Here is a 16352-nt window from a genome sequence, read left to right as displayed (position 1 = left end):
GCAAGCCGGAAGGACGGTCGTGCACATCGTCATTATGGGATGCGGGAGAGTGGGTTCCGCTCTCGCGCAGACCTTGGAGCAGCAGGGGCACACGGTCGCCGTGATCGACCGGGACCCCACGGCCTTCCGCCGTCTGGGCTCCGGCTTCGGCGGGCGCCGCGTGACCGGGATCGGCTTCGACCAGGACACTCTGCGTGAGGCGGGGATCGAGGAGGCCGGTGCCTTCGCCGCGGTGAGCAGCGGCGACAACTCGAACATCATCGCCGCCCGGGTCGCCCGGGAGATGTTCGGCATCGAGCACGTCGCCGCCCGCATCTACGACCCGCGCCGCGCCGAGGTGTACCAGCGCCTGGGCATCCCGACGGTGGCCACGGTCCGCTGGACGGCCGACCAGATGCTGCGGCGGCTGCTGCCCTCGGGGGCGGAGCCGCTGTGGCGCGACCCCACGGGCGCGGTGCAGCTCGCGGAGGTGTACGCGACCGAGGCGTGGGTCGGTCACAAGGTGAGCAGGTTGCAGGAGGAGACCGGGGTGCGCGTCGCGTTTCTCACACGTCTGGGTGAGGCGATGCTGCCGACGTCACAGACCGTCGTGCAGGACGGGGACCTCGTCCACGTCATGATGCGGACCGGGGACGTCCAGCGTGTCGAGGCGGCCTTCGCCGAGGGTCCGCGGGAAGGCGGTCAGTGATGAGGATCGCTATCGCCGGGGCCGGCGCGGTGGGCCGTTCCATCGCGGGTGAGCTGCTGGAGAACGGGCACGAGGTCCTGCTCATCGACAAGACGCCGACGGCGATCTCGGTCGAGCGGGTGCCGCAGGCGGAGTGGCTGCTGGCCGACGCGTGCGAGATCACCTCGCTGGACGAGGCGGCGTTGCAACGCTGCAACGTCGTGATCGCGGCGACCGGGGACGACAAGGTCAACCTCGTCGTCTCGCTGCTCGCCAAGACGGAGTACGCGGTGCCGCGGGTCGTCGCGCGGGTCAACAACCCGAAGAACGAGTGGCTGTTCAACGACTCCTGGGGCGTGGACGTCGCGGTCTCGACGCCTCGCCTGATGTCGGCGCTGGTGGAGGAGGCGGTGAGCGTCGGCGATCTCGTACGGCTGCTGCGCTTCAGCCACGGCGACGCCAACCTCGTGGAGCTGACCCTGCCTCCGGAGTCCGCGCTCGCGGGGACGCAGGTCGGGGACGTGCGCTGGCCCGAGGACACCTCCCTGGTCACGATCATCCGGGGCACCCGGGTGCTCGCGCCGACGGTGGAGGACTCCCTGGAGGCCGGTGACGAACTCCTCTTCGTCGCGGCCCAGGCCCGGGAGGAGCAGTTGGAGGACCTGCTGTCCGTACGCCGGGACGAGGCCGAGGGCCCGGCCGGGGGCGAGGACTGATCCCGCCCCCGGCCTCCTGAGCGGTCCCGGCAAGCACAGGAAAGAGCCCCGGCACACGAAAGAGTGGGCGGGCGCCCGCGAAGGCGCCCGCCCACTCTTTCGTGTCCCCGCGACGTGTCCTCGCGGCGTGTCCCCGGCGGCGCGTAGTCGCGGCCGTGCCGCGGCCGCCGGTCAGTGGCCCGGCGGCCGCTCCTCGCCCTCCGCGGCCGGGGCGCCGGCCGCGTTCGCGGCCTTCCGCTCCTCCTCGGCGCGTTCGCGCTCCTCCAGCTCCGCGAACACGTCGATGGGCGCGGGCGCCTTGGCCAGGAAGATCCAGGTGAGCCAGACCGCGAGCAGGAACGGCGGGATCTTCAGCGAGACGAGGATCCAGCCGAGCGAGGCCGTGTCGGCCCACCAGTACAGCGGGAAGAGGATCGCGCACTTGGCGAGCAGGATCAGGCCCCAGGCCCAGCTGGAGCGCGCGTACGCCTTCTTGCGGCCCGGGTTGCGGGTGCGCCAGGAGAGGTTCTCCTTGAAGATCGGGCCGAGGATCACGCCGATCAGGGGCACGCCCGCGAGGGTCGTGACGATGTAGGCGAGGGCCAGGCCCAGCGTGTACAGCATCCCCGGCAGGTAGAAGTCCTTCGCGTTGCCGGTGAAGAGGGCGAACACGACGCCGAAGGCGACCCCGAAGACCCCGCTGAAGGCGTGCTTGACGGTGCCGCGCTGCACGAGGCGGGCCACGCCCAGCACGAGCGACACGGCGAGCGCGGCGATCGCGGAGACGTGGAGGTTCTTGTTGATCGTGAAGACGGTGACGAAGAGCAGTCCCGGCAGCATCGTCTCGACCATGCCGCGCAGGCCGCCGAACGCCTCGAAGAGGGCGGCCTCGGTCACCGCTCGGGAGGCCGCGTCCGTGGTCTGGGGGGCCTGGGCTTCTTCACGGGCGGCGGGCGGCCCGTCCTTCTTCCGGTGGCTGGTCGGCTTGTCGAGGGACGTCACCGGGTTTACTCCCGTCCGAGGGGCTTGAGTTCGTACTTCGGATTGAACAGCACCCGTCGGCCGTGGCTCATGCAGATACGGCCGGAGGCGATCAGCTTGCGCCCCGGTTCGATCCCGACGATGGAGCGCCTGCCGAGCCACACCACGTCCAGCGGGGCGGTCCCGTCGAAGAGTTCCGCCTCCAGGGCCGGGACTCCGGCCCGTGGCCGCAGGGTGACCGTGCGCAAGGTACCAGTTACCGTGACGAGCTGCCGGTCGCGGGCCGCGTCGATGCGGGTGCAGCCGGTGGTGGTCTCGGCGTCCTCCTGGAGCTCTTCGGACTCCAGGTCCTCCTGGGACGTGGAGAGACGGTCCAGCATCCGGCGGAACCGGCCGGCCGTCTTCTCGGGACGAGGAGTTGCGCTCATACGACGAAGCCTAACCGGGATGGGGGGCGGGGCGTCCGGGGCCGTCGGCTCGCGGACCTGACACGGGGCGGGGCGTGGAGCCCCGCACGTACGCGACACCCCGCTCGGATACCCGGGAAGTGGCCGCTCACTTCTCGAAGCGGTAGCCCATGCCCGGTTCGGTGACGAAGTGACGCGGGTGGGCGGGGTCGAGTTCCAGTTTGCGCCGCAACTGGGCCATGTACACACGCAGGTAGTTGGTCTCCGTGCCGTAGGAGGGGCCCCACACCTCCTGGAGCAGCTGCTTCTGGCCCACCAGGCGGCCGGCGTCGCGCACCAGGACCTCCAGGAGGTGCCATTCGGTGGGGGTGAGCCGCACGTCGCGGCCCTCGCGCTGCACCTTCTTCGCGGCGAGGTCGACGGTGAAGGCGGCGGTCTCGACGACGAGGCCGCCCTCGTCGGCGGCGGTGGGTTCGGCCCGGCGTACGGCGGCGCGCAGCCGGGCGAGGAGTTCGTCCATGCCGAAGGGCTTGGTGACGTAGTCGTCGGCGCCCGCGTCGAGCGCCTCGACCTTCTCGTCGGAGCTGTGCCGGGCGGACAGGACGAGGATCGGCACCCTGGTCCAGCCGCGCAGTCCCCTGATGACCTCGACGCCGTCCATGTCGGGCAGTCCCAGGTCGAGGACGACGACGTCGGGGTGGCGGGCGGCGGCGAGCTGGAGGGCGCTCGCCCCGTCGGGGGCGGCGTCCACCTCGTACTGGCGTGCCTTGAGGTTGATCACGAGGGCGCGCACGAGCTGCGGCTCGTCGTCCACCACCAGGACCCGGGTCATGGGCGGGCCGCCTTTCCTTCGTCGTGTGCTGCGGCTCGTACGTGTCGTACGGCCGGTTCGGCGGGGGCCGGGTCCGCCGGGGTGGCCACGGGCAGCGTCAGCACCATGGTGAGTCCGCCGCCGGGGGTGTCCTCGGCGCCGAGGGTGCCGCCCATGGCCTCGGTGAAGCCCCGGGCGACGGCGAGGCCGAGTCCCACGCCGGTGCCGCGCGGGGCGTCCCCGTAGCGCTGGAAGGGCGCGAAGATGCGGTCCTTGGCCTCGTCGGGGACCCCGGGGCCGCGGTCGACGACGCGCAGCTCCACACGGTCACCGAGGGTGCTCGCCGTCACCAGTACGGGGGTCCCGGGAGGGCTGTACTTGACGGCGTTCTCCACGACGTTGGCGACGGCCCGTTCCAGCAGCCCGGGGTCGACGGCCGTCATCGGCAGGGTCTCGGGGACGTCGAGGTCGACGTGGGCGTCCGGCGGGATGCCGCCGAGGGCCATCGGGACGACCTCGTCGAGGTCGATCTCGCGGATCAGCGGGGTCACGGTGCCGGTCTGGAGGCGGGACATGTCGAGGAGGTTGCCGACGAGGTGGTCGAGGCGGTCGGCGCCGTCCTCGATCCCTTCGAGGAACTCGGCGCGGTCCGCGGGCGACCACGCGACGTCCTCGGAGCGCAGCGAGGTGACGGCCGCCTTGATCGCGGCGAGCGGGGTGCGCAGGTCGTGGCTGACGGCGGCGAGCAGGGCGGTGCGTATCCGGTTGCCCTCGGCGAGGGCGCGGGCCCGGTCCGCCTCGTCCTGGAGGCGCTGCCGGTCGAGGACGACGGCGGCCTGCGCGGCGAAGGCGGCGAGGACGCGGCGGTCGGCGGCGGGCAGGACACGGCCGGACAGGGCGAGCGCCATGTGGTCGCCGACCGGCATGTCCACGTCCGCCTCCTCGGGCCGCTGGGCCGGCCGCGGGCCGACGGTGCCCGCCGGGGTCCAGGGTTCGAGGTCGCCGGCCCGCTCCAGGAGCGCCACCGAGTCCATGCCGAAGGTCTCGCGCACCCGCTCCAGCAGGGCGTCCAGGGTCGTCTCTCCGCGCAGGACGCTGCCCGCGAGGAAGGACAGGATCTCGGACTCGGCGCGCAGCCGGGCCGCCTGGTGGGTGCGGCGGGCGGCGAGGTCCACGACGGAGGCCACCGAGAGGGCGACCGAGAAGAACACGACGATCGCGACGATGTTGGAGGGGTCGCTGACGGTGAGGGTGCGGGTAGGCGGGGTGAAGTAGAAGTTCAGCAGAATCGATCCGGCGGCGGCCGAGGCGAGCGCGGGCAGCAGTCCGCCGAGCAGGGCGGCGCCGACGGTGAGGGACAGGAACAGCAGGACGTCGTTGGCGAGGCCCGGCCCGTGGTCGACGCGGGTGAGGACGGCGGCCAGCAAGGCGGTCCCGCCGACACCGACGACCCAGCCGGCGATGATCCGGGAGCGGCCCAGCCGCGCGCCGCGGGCCACGGGCAGCCCCCGCCCCTTGGCGACGGCCTCGTGGGTGACGATGTGGACGTCGAGGTCGGGCCCGGACTCGCGGGCCACGGTCGCGCCGACACCGGGCCCGAAGACGTACTGCCAGCTCTTGCGGCGCGAGGAGCCGAGGACGATCTGGGTGGCGTTGATCCCGCGCGCGAAGTCGAGCAGGGCGACGGGTATGTCGTCCCCTATGACGTGGTGGAAGGTGCCGCCGAGGTCCTCCACGAGGGTGCGCTGGAGCGCGAGCTCCTTGGGCGAGGCGGAGGTCAGTCCGTCGCTGCGGGCGATGTAGACGGCGAGGATCTCGCTGCCCGAGCCCTTGGCGGCCATGCGGGCGGCGCGGCGGATGAGGGTGCGCCCCTCGGGGCCGCCGGTGATGCCGACGACGATGCGTTCCCTGGCCTGCCAGGTGGAGCGGATGCCGTGCTCGCCGCGGTACTGCTGGAGGTACTCGTCGGCGCGGTCGGCGACCCACAGGAGGGCGAGTTCGCGCAGGGCGGTGAGGTTGCCGGGGCGGAAGTAGTTGGCGAGGGCGGCGTCGACCTTGTCGGGGGCGTAGACGTTCCCGTGCGCCATACGGCGGCGCAGCGCCTGGGGCGACATGTCGACCAGTTCGATCTGGTCGGCGCGGCGCACCACCTCGTCCGGGACGGTCTCGCGCTGCCGTACGCCGGTGATGGACTCGACGACGTCGCCGAGGGACTCCAGGTGCTGGATGTTGACGGTCGAGACCACGTCGATACCCGCGCCGAGCAGTTCCTCGACGTCCTGCCAGCGTTTGGCGTTGCGGGCGCCGGGGACGTTGGTGTGCGCGAGTTCGTCGACGAGGGCGACGGCGGGCGCGCGGGCGAGGACCGCTGCCACGTCCATCTCCTCGAAGCGGGCGCCGCGGTGCGCGTGGGTGGCTCGCGGTACCTGTTCCAGGCCGTGCAGCAGGTTCTCGGTGCGGGGCCGGCCGTGGTGCTCGACGAGGGCGACCACGAGGTCGGTACCGCGTTCGACGCGGCGGTGGGCCTCGGCGAGCAGGGCGTAGGTCTTGCCCACGCCGGGGGCCGCCCCCAGGTAGATTCGAAGCTTTCCGCGTCCCATGGCCTCATTGTCTTCCGCTCGGCCGCGCGGGGCCCACCGCGCTCACGCGGGGCGCCGCCCCTCGCGTCCGTTGCCGAACCTACCGCCGGGGATACGGATATTCCGGGCGCACGACGGGCGCGGAGCGCTCCTTTACGCAACCCTGATGCGCCTTCACGCCCCCTGACGGGGTCACGCGACGCGGCTCCCGCACGGGGCCAGGTGCGCGACAGGGCGCGGGCACGGCTCGGGCGCCGCGCGGAGGCGGCGCCCGGGGCGGCAGGACAGCCGGCGGGGTCAGCGCGCGGTGTAGGCGCCGTCCACCAAGTGGTAGCTGCCGTGGATGAAGGAGGCGCGGTCGGAGAGCAGGAAGGCGATCAGTTCGGCGACCTCCTCGCCGGTGCCGAGGCGACCGGCCGGGTGGAGGCCCACGAGGCCGTCGTAGGCGGCCTGGTCCATGTTCTTGAGCAGCGGGGTCTCGATGAAGCCGGGGCCGACGGCGTTGATCCGGACGCCCTTGGCGGCGTACTCCAGCGCGGCCGTCTTGGTCAGGCCGATGACGCCGTGCTTGGCGGCGCTGTACGCGGCGGCCTGGGGGAAGCCGACGGAGCCGAGGATCGAGGCCGTGTTGACGATCGCCCCGCGACCGGCGGCCTCCATGACCGGGATCTCGTACCGCAGCCCGTAGAAGACGCCGCTGAGGTTGGTGGCCACGACCCGGTCCCAGCCCTCGACGGGGTACTCGCCGGTGGGCCGGCTGTCGCCGCTGATGCCGGCGTTGTTGACCGCGAGGTCGAGCCCGCCGAAGGTGTCGACGGTGAAGCGGACGGCGGCCTCGACGGAGGCGGCGTCGGTCACGTCCACGGCGACGGCGGCGGCCTCGACGCCCTCGCCCTTGAGGGTCGCGGCGGCCTGTTCGGCGCCGTCCTTGTTGTAGTCGGCGAGGACGACCCTGGCTCCGGCCTGCCCGAGACGGCGGGCGGTGGCGAGACCGATCCCGGAGGCGCCGCCCGTGACGAAGGCGGACTGGCCGGCGAACTCGGTGCTGTAGTCGGTCGTGGTGCTCATGGTGCGTTCACTTTCCGTGGTGGGCCCGTGGTGGAGCCGTGGGGTGGTGCAGTACGGAGTCCGCGAGGACGGACTCCGAGGTCAGGGCGTCGTAGGCCCGTTCCATCAGTTCCGGAAGGGTCTCGGCGCCCGCGCGCCCGCCGCGCGTCCAGAGGCGCAGGGCGGCGGTGAGCACGCCGGCGGCGGCGCCGACGACCGTGGCGGGGCGCAGATCGCGCTCCGGGTCGACGTCGAGCCGCTCGGCGAGGATGCGGACGGATTCGGCCTGGGCCTCGACGCGCACGCGCTCGTAGGCGGCGAACATGGACGGTTCGCGGTCGACGAGCGTGAGCATCGCGGCGACGTCCGGGCGCCCTTCCCAGCCGGGCCGCTCCGGGTCGGCCAGCCAGTCGGCGACCGCCCTGCGGTAGGCGAGCAGGGGTGCCTCCCCGGCGGGGCGCGCGCGCAGCGCGGCGTTGATGCGCCCCACGTCGGTGCGGACGAAGTCGAGGGCCGCGTCCTCCTTGCCCGAGAAGTACCGGCTGAAGGTGCGGCGCGTGACGTCGGCCCGCTCGGCTATCTCCTCGACGGTGACCTCGGCGAGCCCCTGTTCGAGGACGAGTTCCATGGCGGCGGCGGCCAGCGCCGCACGGGTTCGCCGTGCCTTGCGCTGCCTCCGGTCCTCCTGGGGGCTGCCCCCGGAGGTCCTCGCGTCCGCTCCGCTCGCCTGCATGTTCTCCACCGTACTCCTCTCGTGTCCCGACGGGACATGTGTCCCCCGGGGACTTTTTCTCTGCCGGGAGGGTCCCCGCCCGGACCGCTCCACCGGGACCCGCCCGACGGGCCGCCCGGCAGGAACGGGTACGGCCGAGGGGCCGCACCCCGGAAACGGGTGCGGCCCCTCGGCCGTACGGTGCGCGGGCCCTACCGGGCCGGCGCGCGTTCTGCGTGCTGCGGGTACTGCCGGTGCCGCGCTCTTCGCGGCACCGCCGCCGCGGACGCTCAGCGGATCTCGGAGATCTCCGGTCCGCGGGCGAGCTGGCCCAGGTCCCCGGAGAACCGGGAACCGGACTGGCTCTCCTGCTGGACGCCCTCGGGAACCATCTGGGCGTCGTCGGGCAGCTTCAGGACGATCGGGTCGCGCGGGGCCATCGGGCCCTCGCCGCGGACGACCACGGTGTCCCGCAGGATCTGCTCCAGCACCCCGGCGGCCTGCGGCTGGACGGCGCCCTGGCCGGAGATCACACCGCGCAGGAACCAGCGCGGCCCGTCCACGCCGACGAAGCGGACCACCTGATGGCCGCTCTTGCCGTCCGGCAGCTGGATCGGGACCTGGGCGCGCAGCTCCCAGCCGAGCGGGCCCTCGACCTCGTCGATGATCCCGCCCTGACGGGTGATGCCGGTCGCGATCTCCTCGCGGACCTCGCCCCAGATGCCCTCGCGCTTGGGCGCGGCGAAGGCCTGGAGCTGCACGGCGCTGTCGCCGAGGACGACGGTCGCCGCGACGATCGCGTCGCCCGCGACCTCGACCCGCAGCTCCATCCCCTCGACGCCGGGCACGAACAGGCCACCGAGGTCGACCCGGCCGTCGCCGGGTTCGCGCAGCTCGGAGACGTCCCAGGGCCCGTCGGGCCGAGGGGCCGGCGGAAGGTTGCCGCGCCGCGGTCCGTCGTCGGCGTCCGTAGCGGCCCGCGCGTCGTCGCCGACCTGCTCGGTCTCGCTCGCCGCGTCGTCGGCGGCACTACTGTTCTTGCGACGTCCGAACACGTCACTGTCCTTCCCGGTCGGATACGACCGAAGCGTAGCTGTTCCCACCCTCGCGGCCGCCCACGGAAATGTGCCCGCCGGTGGACCCGAAGCCCCCCTCGGCCCGCTGCGAGCCGGGAAGTTCACCGACTTCCTCGAAGCTGACCCTCTCGACCCGCTGGACGACCAGTTGGGCAATCCGGTCGAAGCGCTCGAACCGCACGCGCTCGCGCGGATCGAGATTCACCACGATCACCTTGATCTCCCCACGGTACCCGGCATCAACCGTCCCGGGGGCATTCACGAGGGCCACACCGCAGCGGGCGGCGAGGCCGGAACGGGGGTGCACGAAGGCGGCGTAGCCCTCGGGCAGCGCGAGGGCCACCCCGGTGGGCAGCACGGCCCGCTCCCCGGGGGCGAGTTCGGCCGTCTCGGTGGTCACGAGGTCGGCCCCCGCGTCGCCGGGGTGCCCGTAGGCGGGGAGGGGCACGTCGGGGTCGACCCTCCGCAGCTGGACGGTCAGGGGCTCTCGATGCACTGTTCACTCCGGGTGACGCGAAAGGTACGGCTTGCTCACGGCCGGTGTCCGGCGCCCGACCTTACCCGCGACGTCGGCGGCCGGACGGGGTCGTGCCAAGCTTGGATTCATGCAGCCTTACGAAGAACGTCTGACCGCGCCCCGTTCCTGGTGGCTGGTGTGCTTCCTGATCGGCGTCGCGTGCGCGCTCATCGCGCTGCCGATCGGCGTCCTGCCGATGCTGGGCGCCCTGGTCGCGGGGGTCGCCGTCTCCGCGGTCGTGACCAGCTCGTACGGATCGATGCGGATCCGGGTCGTGGGCGACGCGCTGATCGCCGGCGAGGCCCGGCTTCCCGTCTCGGCGCTGGGCGAGGGCGAGATCCTGGACCGGGAGGAGGCCCAGGCCTGGCGCACGTGGAAGGCGGACACCCGGGCGTTCATGCTGCTGCGGGCCTACATCGGGACGGCCGTGCGCATCCCGGTCACCGACCCCGAGGACCCGACGCCGTATCTGTACCTCTCGACCCGCGATCCGCAGCGGCTGCTGGACGCGGTGGCCGAGGCCCGCGCCGCGGCACCGGCCGCCTGAGGCGGGCGCGCTCCGGCCGGTCAGGGCTCCGGCGAGGGATCGACGGGGCCCGGCAGGAGCTCGGGGGACTTCGGCTGCTCCAGCGGGGGCAGTGCGGGCAGTTCGTCCCAGGCGATCGCGTGCCGGCGCAGGTCGGCGCGGATGTGCTCGGCGAGTCTGCGGGTGTCGCGCCGGTTGAGGTAGGCGCCGACGGCCGCGCCGATCATGAAGGGCATCAGGTTGGGCAGGTTGCGCACCATGCGCTTCATGACCTGTTGCCGCAGTTCCTTCCGGACGTGCCCGCTGAGCCCCAGGTTGACGGAGGCGGGCTTGGCGAGGTCGATGCCCCGCTCCTGCGTCCAGGAGGTCAGATAGGCGGTGCTGCGCTGTCTGAGCGCGCCCTCGGGGCGACGCCCGTAGACCTCGTGCAGTTCGGCGACGAGCTTGAGCTCGACGGCCGCGACCGCGGTGATCTCGGCGGCCAGTTCCGCCGGCATCGCCGGCGGTACCGGCATCATCGCCGCGGCGCCCACACCGGCGCCGACCGCGGAGGCCGCGGCGGCGGCTCCCGCGACGAGTTTGTCCGCCAGCTCCTCGGGGCCGAGACCGGGGAACTGCGCGCGGAGGGTGGCGAGATCGCGCACGGGGACGCGTGGCGCGGTCTCGATGACGCGGTCGGCGACGAGGGCGAGCGCGGCGCGGGCGCCCTGTCCGCCCCTCAGTACCCCGTTGCGTATGCCGCCGCGCACGGAGGCGATCCGGCCGCCGGCCGTGCGCGGTGCTCCAGGGCCGTCAGCGGCGTCCTGCGGGCCCGCGGGGGCCGGGAGGCGTGGTTCGGCCCGCGGGCCTTCGAGCGAGGCCGCAGGGCCCCGCTCGTCCACGCGTTCACCCTGGCCGGGGCCGCCGTCGGCTGCCGACTTCCGGAAGCGGTGCTTCCGGGGTGGGGTCGAGCCTGTCACGGCCGCCCGCCCTCAGTCGCAGTCGCGGCAGATGGGCTGGCCGTTCTTCTCACGGGCGAGCTGGCTCCTGTGGTGGACCAGGAAGCAGCTCATGCAGGTGAACTCGTCCTGCTGCTTGGGCAGGACCCGGACGGCCAGTTCCTCGTTGGACAGGTCCGCGCCGGGCAGCTCCAGCCCCTCGGCGGCCTCGAACTCGTCGACGTCGACGGTCGAGGTGGACTTGTCGTTACGACGGGCCTTGAGTTCTTCGAGGCTGTCCTCGTTGAGGTCGTCGTCCGTCTTGCGTGGAGTGTCGTAATCCGTAGCCATGTCGCTCTCCCCCTCTGGGTGTCTATGCGGTGTCTCAGCGCTCGTAACGCGTGAGAGGCCGGACTTGTGCCCGACCTGAGGCGGAGATTTTGCCTCACATCAAGGTCTGTTACTCAATCGACACCTGTACCAGCCCCGTGAACAGGGAGTGGGCCGAGTGCCGGTGCGAACGGTAACCGGTGCGAATGTCGCACCGGACCACCGTCCCCCCGTGTACTTCCCGTGAGGCGCACCCCCGAAAACCCCCATTTTCCAGGCGTTTCGCAGACCGCAGGGATCACCCAGAGTGAATGTCTGAATATCTGTTCCTGTGATCGATCACACAGGAGGAACGGGTCCACAGGTCCAGAAAATTCCCCTTAAAGCGAACAGACTGGTCGCTCTCGGTGTGTCGTCACAACGTCAGAGTGACACGCATCACGAGCCCACCGCCCTCTCGGGGTTCGGCGTGAATACGTGCCCCGTGGGCCCGGACCACCGAGCGGACGATGGACAGCCCGAGCCCCGCTCCCTTGTCGCTGCCGGTCCGCTCGGTGCGCAGCCGGCGGAAGGGCTCGAAGAGGTTGTCGATCTCGTACGCGGGGACGACGGGGCCCGTGTTGGCCACGACCAGGACCGCCTGCCCGTGCTGGGCCTCGGTGTCGACGGAGACCCAGCCGCCCTCACCGGCCGGCAGGTTGTAGCGCACGGCGTTCTGCACGAGGTTGAGCGCGACCCTCTCCAGCAGGACCCCGTTGCCCTCGACGACGACGGGGGCCCGCTCCCCGCGCAGCTCCACCGCGCGGTCGGCGGCCTCCGACCTGACCTGATCGATGGCCCGGCCGGCGACCTCCGCGAGGTCCACCGGCCCGCGCTCCACGATCTGGTTGTCGCTGCGGGCGAGCAGCAGCAGCCCCTCGACGAGCTGTTCGCTGCGCTCGTTGGTGGCGAGCAGGGTCTTGCCGAGCTGTTGCAGTTCGGGGGGTGCCCCGGGATCGGAGAGCTGGACCTCCAGGAGCGTGCGGTTGATCGCGAGCGGGGTGCGCAGTTCGTGGGAGGCGTTGCCGACGAAGCGCTGCTGCGCGGTGAAGGCCCGCTCCAGCCGTTCCAGCATCTCGTCGAAGGTGTCGGCGAGTTCCTTCAGTTCGTCGTCCGGGCCGTCCAGCTTGATCCTGCGCGAGAGATCGGAACCGGCCACCTGCCGGGCGGTCCTGGTGATCCTGCCGAGCGGGGAGAGCACCCGGCCGGCCATCGCGTACCCGAAGGCGAAGGCGATGACGCTCAGCCCGAGCAGGGCCATCAGGGAACGGCTCAACAAGCGGTCGAGGGCGCGCTGCCGCTGCTGTCCGACACAGTCGTTGAGGGCGTCGTTGAAGACCGTGGAGTCATGCAGGGTGCTCAGATTCGGGCACACGTCGCTGGAGACCCGGACCTGCCCGGAGACGACCTGGAAGGGCAGTTTCTGGCCGACTCCGACGGCCTGCACCGCGAGCAGGTAGATGATCGAGAGCAACAGGATGCCGGCGATCAGGAACATGCCGCCGTACAGCAGGGTGAGCCTTATGCGGATGGTCGGCCGCAGCCACGGGAAGGGCGGTTCGGCGCCGTGCGGGGCCCAGTGCGGTTTGGGCGGTACGGGCGCGGGAGCGGTGGGCCGGGCCGGGGGCGGGGAGGGAGAGGGGGACGCTGCCATGCTCAGATCCGGTAGCCGGAGCCGGGCACGGTGACGATGACGGCCGGCTCCCCCAGCTTGCGGCGCAGGGTCATGACAGTGACACGCACCACGTTGGTGAAGGGGTCGGTGTTCTCGTCCCAGGCCTTCTCCAGGAGCTGCTCGGCGGAGACGACGGCTCCCTCGCTGCGCATGAGTACTTCGAGGACGGCGAACTCCTTGGGGGCGAGCTGGATCTCCCTGCTGTCCCGGAACACCTCGCGGCGGTTCGGGTCGAGCTTGATCCCGGCGCGCTCCAGCACGGGGGGCAGCGGCACACTCGTGCGCCGGCCCAGGGCCCGCACCCGGGCGATCAGCTCGGTGAAGGCGAAGGGCTTGGGCAGGTAGTCGTCCGCGCCGATCTCCAGGCCCTCGACCCGGTCGCTCACGTCGCCGGAGGCGGTGAGCATCAGGACGCGGGTGGGCATGCCCAGCTCGACGATGCGGCGGCACACGTCGTCACCGTGCACGAGGGGCAGGTCCCGGTCGAGGACCACGACGTCGTAGTCGTTGACCCCGATCCGTTCGAGGGCGGCGGCGCCGTCGTACACGACGTCGACCGCCATGGCCTCCCGGCGCAGTCCGGTGGCCACCGCATCGGCGAGCAGCTGCTCGTCCTCGACGACGAGTACGCGCACGTCGTCCGTCCTTTCTCGGGGCGCCCCGGGCGGGGGCGCGGGATGTGGGTGTCCCGGAACGGCCGGGGCCCAGGCACCCCTGGCGGGGGTGCGGGCACACGGGGGCGCGGTTCCGGGGGCTCCATCCTGCCCCTTTCGGCCATAAACCGGCTGTAAGGCGTTCACCGGGCCCGCGCGTGCGGGAGCTGCGAAAGCCGCCGGAACCGGGAATCGCCGATTCGGCGCGATGGTTGAGGTTTCCACGGGATCGGGCCGGGGGAAGACCCCAGAACACCCGCGATCACGTTTGGCATGTGGTCCGCCGTCCAGGCGGGCCGCCGGCCGCTTCCGCAGAGCGGCGCCGGCACGATCGCTCCCTCCCCAGGCACACCCCCGTGCCGCCGACCCACGACCCATGACGAGGGGGCGCACCATGGACGCATTCACCGCAGGACTGCTGCAGCGCATAAAGAGCACCGAGTCCGACCTGACCAGGGCCCGCGAGAGCGGCGACGACTTTCTGGTCGACGTCGAGGAGTCCGAACTGGACGACCTGCGCCGCCTCGCGGCGGAGCACGGCGTCGAGGTGAGCGCCGTGGCCGGCGCCCGCCAGACCGTTCAGCACGCCTGAGCCGAGGAGCAGGGCGTCCCCGCGCTTCCGGCCGCTCGACCGGCGCCGGACCCACGCGGGACCGCACGAGCCGTACCGCACGGTGAAGGGCCCCGGCATCGCTGCTCGATGCCGGGGCCCTTCACCGTGTCCCGCCGTACGCGGCGGGGGCGGTCAGTCGTGCCAGGCGCCCAGTTCCTCCAGCCGCGCCTGGAGCGGCTCGAAGAGTCCGGGCGGGGCGGCGACGGTCAGCTCGGTGCTGACCGGCGCTCCGGGGCGGCCACCGGTCGCGGCCCCCGCCTCACGCGCGACGAGATCGCCGGCCGCGTAGTCCCAGGGGTTGAGCCCGCGCTCGTAGTAGCCGTCCAGTCGCCCCGCCGCGACGTCGCACAGGTCGATCGCCGCGGAGCCGCCCCGGCGGATGTCCCTGACCTCGGTGATCAGGGCCCGTACGACGTCCGCCTGGTGGGCGCGGCGTTCGGCGAGGTAGCCGAAGCCGGTACCGAGCAGGGTCTTCTCCAGGGGCGGGGCGGGCCGCACCCGCAGCGCGCGGTCACCGACGTGGGCGCCGCCGCCCAGCGTCGCGCGGTACACCTCACCGCGCATCGGGGCGTCGACGACGCCGACCACCGTCTCCCCGTCCTTGCGGGCCGCGATGGACACGCACCAGCTCGGCAGGCCGTACAGGTAGTTGACGGTGCCGTCGAGGGGGTCGATGACCCACTGCACCCCGCTCGTGCCCTCGGTGGCGGAGCCCTCCTCGCCGAGCAGTCCGTCCTCGGGCCGGTGCTCGGCCAGGAAGTCGGTGATCAGCTTCTCGGAGGCGAGATCCATCTCGGTGACCACGTCGACCGAGCTGGACTTGGTGGCGGCCACTCCGAGGTCGGCGGGGCGTCCGTCGCGCAGGAGGGCGCCGGCCCGGGAGGCCGCCTCCAGGGCGAGGTCGAGCAGTTCTGCGGTCAGCTGGTCGGTCACGGCGCTCCTGTGGGCTCACGGTCGGGGTGCTGAGGACAACAAGGGGGGTGGGGCACCGCTCAGGCGCCGGCCGCGGCCGGACGCGGGGTGCGCGCCGGGCAGCAGCCGGCCGGGCACAGGTCGTGGCTCGGGCCGAGGGCGCCGAGGGCGCAGCGCGCCGGCCGCTGCCCGCGCTCGGTCGCGGCCCGCTCCAGCACCAGATCGCGTACGGCCGCGGCGAACCGGGGGTCGGCGCCGACGGTGGCCGAACGCCGTACCGGCAGCCCGAGTTCGGCGGCCTTGTCGCGGGCCTCCGTGTCGAGGTCGTACAGCACCTCCATGTGGTCCGAGACGAAACCGATCGGGGCCATGACGACGGCCGGGACGCCCTTCCCGTGCAGCTCCTCCAGGTGGTCGCAGATGTCGGGCTCCAGCCACGGGATGTGCGGGGCGCCGCTGCGCGACTGGTAGACGAGGCGGTAGGGGTGGTCGATCCCGGTGCGCTCCAGGACGGCGGCGTGGATCAGGGCGGCCACGTCCAGGTGCTCGGCGACGTAGGCGCCGCCCTCGCCGTGCGCCTCGGCGGGTCCCGAGGTGTCGGCGGCCGAGACGGGGATCGAGTGCGTGGTGAAGGCCAGGTGCGCGCCCTCGCGTACGTCCTCGGGCAGCTCGGCGAGGGAGCGCAGCACGCCGTCGACCATCGGCTCGACGAAGCCGGGGTGGTTGAAGTAGTGGCGCAGCTTGTCGACGCGGGGCGGGGTGAGGCCCTCGGCCTCCAGCTGGGCGAGCGCGTCGGCCAGGTTCTCGCGGTACTGCCGACAGCCGGAGTACGAGGCGTAGGCGCTGGTCGCGAGGACGGCGACACGGCGGCGCCCGTCGCGGACGAGATCGCGCAGGGTGTCGACGAGGTAGGGCGCCCAGTTGCGGTTGCCCCAGTAGACGGGCAGGTCGAGGCCGTGCGCGGCGAAGTCCTCGCGCAGGGCGTCGAGCAGGGCGCGGTTCTGCTCGTTGATGGGGCTGACCCCGCCGAAGAGGAAGTAGTGCTTCCCGACTTCTTTGAGCCGTTCCCTGGGGATGCCCCGGCCGCGCGTGACGTTCTCCAGGAAGGGGACGACGTCGTCCGGCCCTTCGGGGCCGCCGAAGGACAGCAGCAGCAGGGCGTCGTAGGGGGTGGGTTCGAGAGCTTCGGCCATGT

At 72.5% G+C, this 16352-nt stretch carries 18 protein-coding genes; 4 read left to right on the top strand and 14 right to left on the bottom strand.

Going from position 1 to position 16352, the window contains the following annotated elements; all coding sequences use genetic code 11:
- Positions 1-19 precede the first annotated feature (19 nt).
- Positions 20-688 (top strand): potassium channel family protein, encoded by a 669-nt coding sequence (locus ACFYMP_RS11590; RefSeq protein WP_388854405.1) that lies wholly within the window; start codon positions 20-22, stop codon positions 686-688.
- Complete coding sequence (locus ACFYMP_RS11585; protein WP_388854402.1) at positions 688-1383, top strand: potassium channel family protein; 696 nt, start codon at positions 688-690, stop codon at positions 1381-1383. Before ACFYMP_RS11590 ends, ACFYMP_RS11585 begins: the two co-directional genes overlap by 1 nt.
- A 171-nt stretch (positions 1384-1554) precedes the next feature.
- Here the strand turns inward: ACFYMP_RS11585 and ACFYMP_RS11580 are convergent, their stop codons facing one another.
- The 8 genes from ACFYMP_RS11580 to dut all read right to left on the bottom strand — a co-directional run bounded on the left by ACFYMP_RS11580 (position 1555) and on the right by dut (position 9471).
- A complete protein-coding gene (locus ACFYMP_RS11580) occupies positions 1555-2364 on the bottom strand; it encodes a DUF3159 domain-containing protein (RefSeq protein WP_388854399.1) in 810 nt (269 codons plus the stop codon).
- 5 nt (positions 2365-2369) lie between these two features.
- On the bottom strand, positions 2370-2771 hold the full coding sequence (locus ACFYMP_RS11575; RefSeq protein ID WP_363146369.1) for an OB-fold nucleic acid binding domain-containing protein: 402 nt from the start codon (positions 2769-2771) through the stop codon (positions 2370-2372).
- 127 nt (positions 2772-2898) lie between these two features.
- Positions 2899-3582 carry a response regulator gene (locus ACFYMP_RS11570; protein WP_388854395.1) on the bottom strand — a complete coding sequence of 228 codons (684 nt, stop codon included), beginning with the start codon at positions 3580-3582 and terminating at the stop codon, positions 2899-2901.
- Entirely contained in the window at positions 3579-6161 is a 2583-nt protein-coding gene (locus ACFYMP_RS11565) for an ATP-binding protein (protein ID WP_388854392.1), read from the bottom strand. The genes ACFYMP_RS11570 and ACFYMP_RS11565 overlap by 4 nt, the downstream gene beginning before the upstream one ends.
- A 276-nt stretch (positions 6162-6437) precedes the next feature.
- On the bottom strand, positions 6438-7208 hold the full coding sequence (locus ACFYMP_RS11560; protein WP_388854389.1) for an SDR family NAD(P)-dependent oxidoreductase: 771 nt from the start codon (positions 7206-7208) through the stop codon (positions 6438-6440).
- Between the two features lie 7 nt (positions 7209-7215).
- Entirely contained in the window at positions 7216-7920 is a 705-nt protein-coding gene (locus ACFYMP_RS11555; protein ID WP_388854387.1) for a TetR family transcriptional regulator, read from the bottom strand.
- A 269-nt stretch (positions 7921-8189) separates the two neighbouring features.
- On the bottom strand, positions 8190-8954 hold the full coding sequence (locus ACFYMP_RS11550; RefSeq protein ID WP_388854384.1) for a DUF3710 domain-containing protein: 765 nt from the start codon (positions 8952-8954) through the stop codon (positions 8190-8192).
- A 1-nt stretch (position 8955) separates the two neighbouring features.
- Positions 8956-9471 carry a dUTP diphosphatase gene (gene dut / locus ACFYMP_RS11545; RefSeq protein WP_388854381.1) on the bottom strand — a complete coding sequence of 172 codons (516 nt, stop codon included), beginning with the start codon at positions 9469-9471 and terminating at the stop codon, positions 8956-8958.
- Between the two features lie 109 nt (positions 9472-9580).
- Here dut and ACFYMP_RS11540 point away from each other — a divergent pair, with 109 nt between their 5' ends.
- The gene (locus ACFYMP_RS11540; RefSeq protein WP_388854378.1) at positions 9581-10039 is read left to right on the top strand and encodes a DUF3093 domain-containing protein; all 459 of its coding nucleotides are present in this window, start codon (positions 9581-9583) and stop codon (positions 10037-10039) included.
- A gap of 20 nt (positions 10040-10059) precedes the next feature.
- Here ACFYMP_RS11540 and ACFYMP_RS11535 read toward each other — a convergent pair whose 3' ends face one another.
- From ACFYMP_RS11535 to ACFYMP_RS11520, 4 genes are all read right to left on the bottom strand, one after another.
- Positions 10060-10977 carry a hypothetical protein gene (locus ACFYMP_RS11535; protein ID WP_388854375.1) on the bottom strand — a complete coding sequence of 306 codons (918 nt, stop codon included), beginning with the start codon at positions 10975-10977 and terminating at the stop codon, positions 10060-10062.
- 12 nt (positions 10978-10989) lie between these two features.
- Positions 10990-11286, bottom strand: coding sequence for a DUF4193 domain-containing protein (locus tag ACFYMP_RS11530; RefSeq protein WP_077970787.1), 297 nt, complete (start codon positions 11284-11286; stop codon positions 10990-10992).
- A gap of 394 nt (positions 11287-11680) precedes the next feature.
- Positions 11681-12958, bottom strand: coding sequence for a sensor histidine kinase (locus tag ACFYMP_RS11525; protein ID WP_388854372.1), 1278 nt, complete (start codon positions 12956-12958; stop codon positions 11681-11683).
- A gap of 2 nt (positions 12959-12960) precedes the next feature.
- Positions 12961-13614 (bottom strand): response regulator transcription factor, encoded by a 654-nt coding sequence (locus tag ACFYMP_RS11520; RefSeq protein WP_388854370.1) that lies wholly within the window; start codon positions 13612-13614, stop codon positions 12961-12963.
- Positions 13615-14026: 412 nt separating this feature from the next.
- Here ACFYMP_RS11520 and ACFYMP_RS11515 point away from each other — a divergent pair, with 412 nt between their 5' ends.
- Entirely contained in the window at positions 14027-14224 is a 198-nt protein-coding gene (locus tag ACFYMP_RS11515) for a hypothetical protein (RefSeq protein ID WP_388854367.1), read from the top strand.
- Between the two features lie 153 nt (positions 14225-14377).
- Here the strand turns inward: ACFYMP_RS11515 and ACFYMP_RS11510 are convergent, their stop codons facing one another.
- A complete protein-coding gene (locus tag ACFYMP_RS11510; RefSeq protein WP_388854364.1) occupies positions 14378-15178 on the bottom strand; it encodes an inositol monophosphatase family protein in 801 nt (266 codons plus the stop codon).
- A gap of 59 nt (positions 15179-15237) precedes the next feature.
- Positions 15238-16350, bottom strand: a complete 1113-nt coding sequence (locus tag ACFYMP_RS11505; RefSeq protein ID WP_388854361.1) for a ferrochelatase — start codon at positions 16348-16350, stop codon at positions 15238-15240.
- Positions 16351-16352 lie beyond the last annotated feature (2 nt).

This window comes from Streptomyces sp. NPDC007088, from assembly GCF_042869355.1.
Lineage (GTDB): Bacteria > Actinomycetota > Actinomycetes > Streptomycetales > Streptomycetaceae > Streptomyces.
This window is presented reverse-complemented; position numbering and strand designations above follow the sequence as displayed.

Coding starts and splice junctions, on each gene's coding strand:
- ACFYMP_RS11575 (WP_363146369.1), bottom strand. CDS start 2,771: ATGAGCGCAACTCCTCGTCCCGAGAAGACGGCCGGCCGGTTCCGCCGG.
- ACFYMP_RS11505 (WP_388854361.1), bottom strand. CDS start 16,350: ATGGCCGAAGCTCTCGAACCCACCCCCTACGACGCCCTGCTGCTGCTG.
- ACFYMP_RS11585 (WP_388854402.1), top strand. CDS start 688: ATGAGGATCGCTATCGCCGGGGCCGGCGCGGTGGGCCGTTCCATCGCG.
- ACFYMP_RS11525 (WP_388854372.1), bottom strand. CDS start 12,958: ATGGCAGCGTCCCCCTCTCCCTCCCCGCCCCCGGCCCGGCCCACCGCT.
- ACFYMP_RS11565 (WP_388854392.1), bottom strand. CDS start 6,161: ATGGGACGCGGAAAGCTTCGAATCTACCTGGGGGCGGCCCCCGGCGTG.
- ACFYMP_RS11530 (WP_077970787.1), bottom strand. CDS start 11,286: ATGGCTACGGATTACGACACTCCACGCAAGACGGACGACGACCTCAAC.
- ACFYMP_RS11515 (WP_388854367.1), top strand. CDS start 14,027: ATGGACGCATTCACCGCAGGACTGCTGCAGCGCATAAAGAGCACCGAG.
- ACFYMP_RS11555 (WP_388854387.1), bottom strand. CDS start 7,920: ATGCAGGCGAGCGGAGCGGACGCGAGGACCTCCGGGGGCAGCCCCCAG.
- ACFYMP_RS11560 (WP_388854389.1), bottom strand. CDS start 7,208: ATGAGCACCACGACCGACTACAGCACCGAGTTCGCCGGCCAGTCCGCC.
- ACFYMP_RS11570 (WP_388854395.1), bottom strand. CDS start 3,582: ATGACCCGGGTCCTGGTGGTGGACGACGAGCCGCAGCTCGTGCGCGCC.
- ACFYMP_RS11540 (WP_388854378.1), top strand. CDS start 9,581: ATGCAGCCTTACGAAGAACGTCTGACCGCGCCCCGTTCCTGGTGGCTG.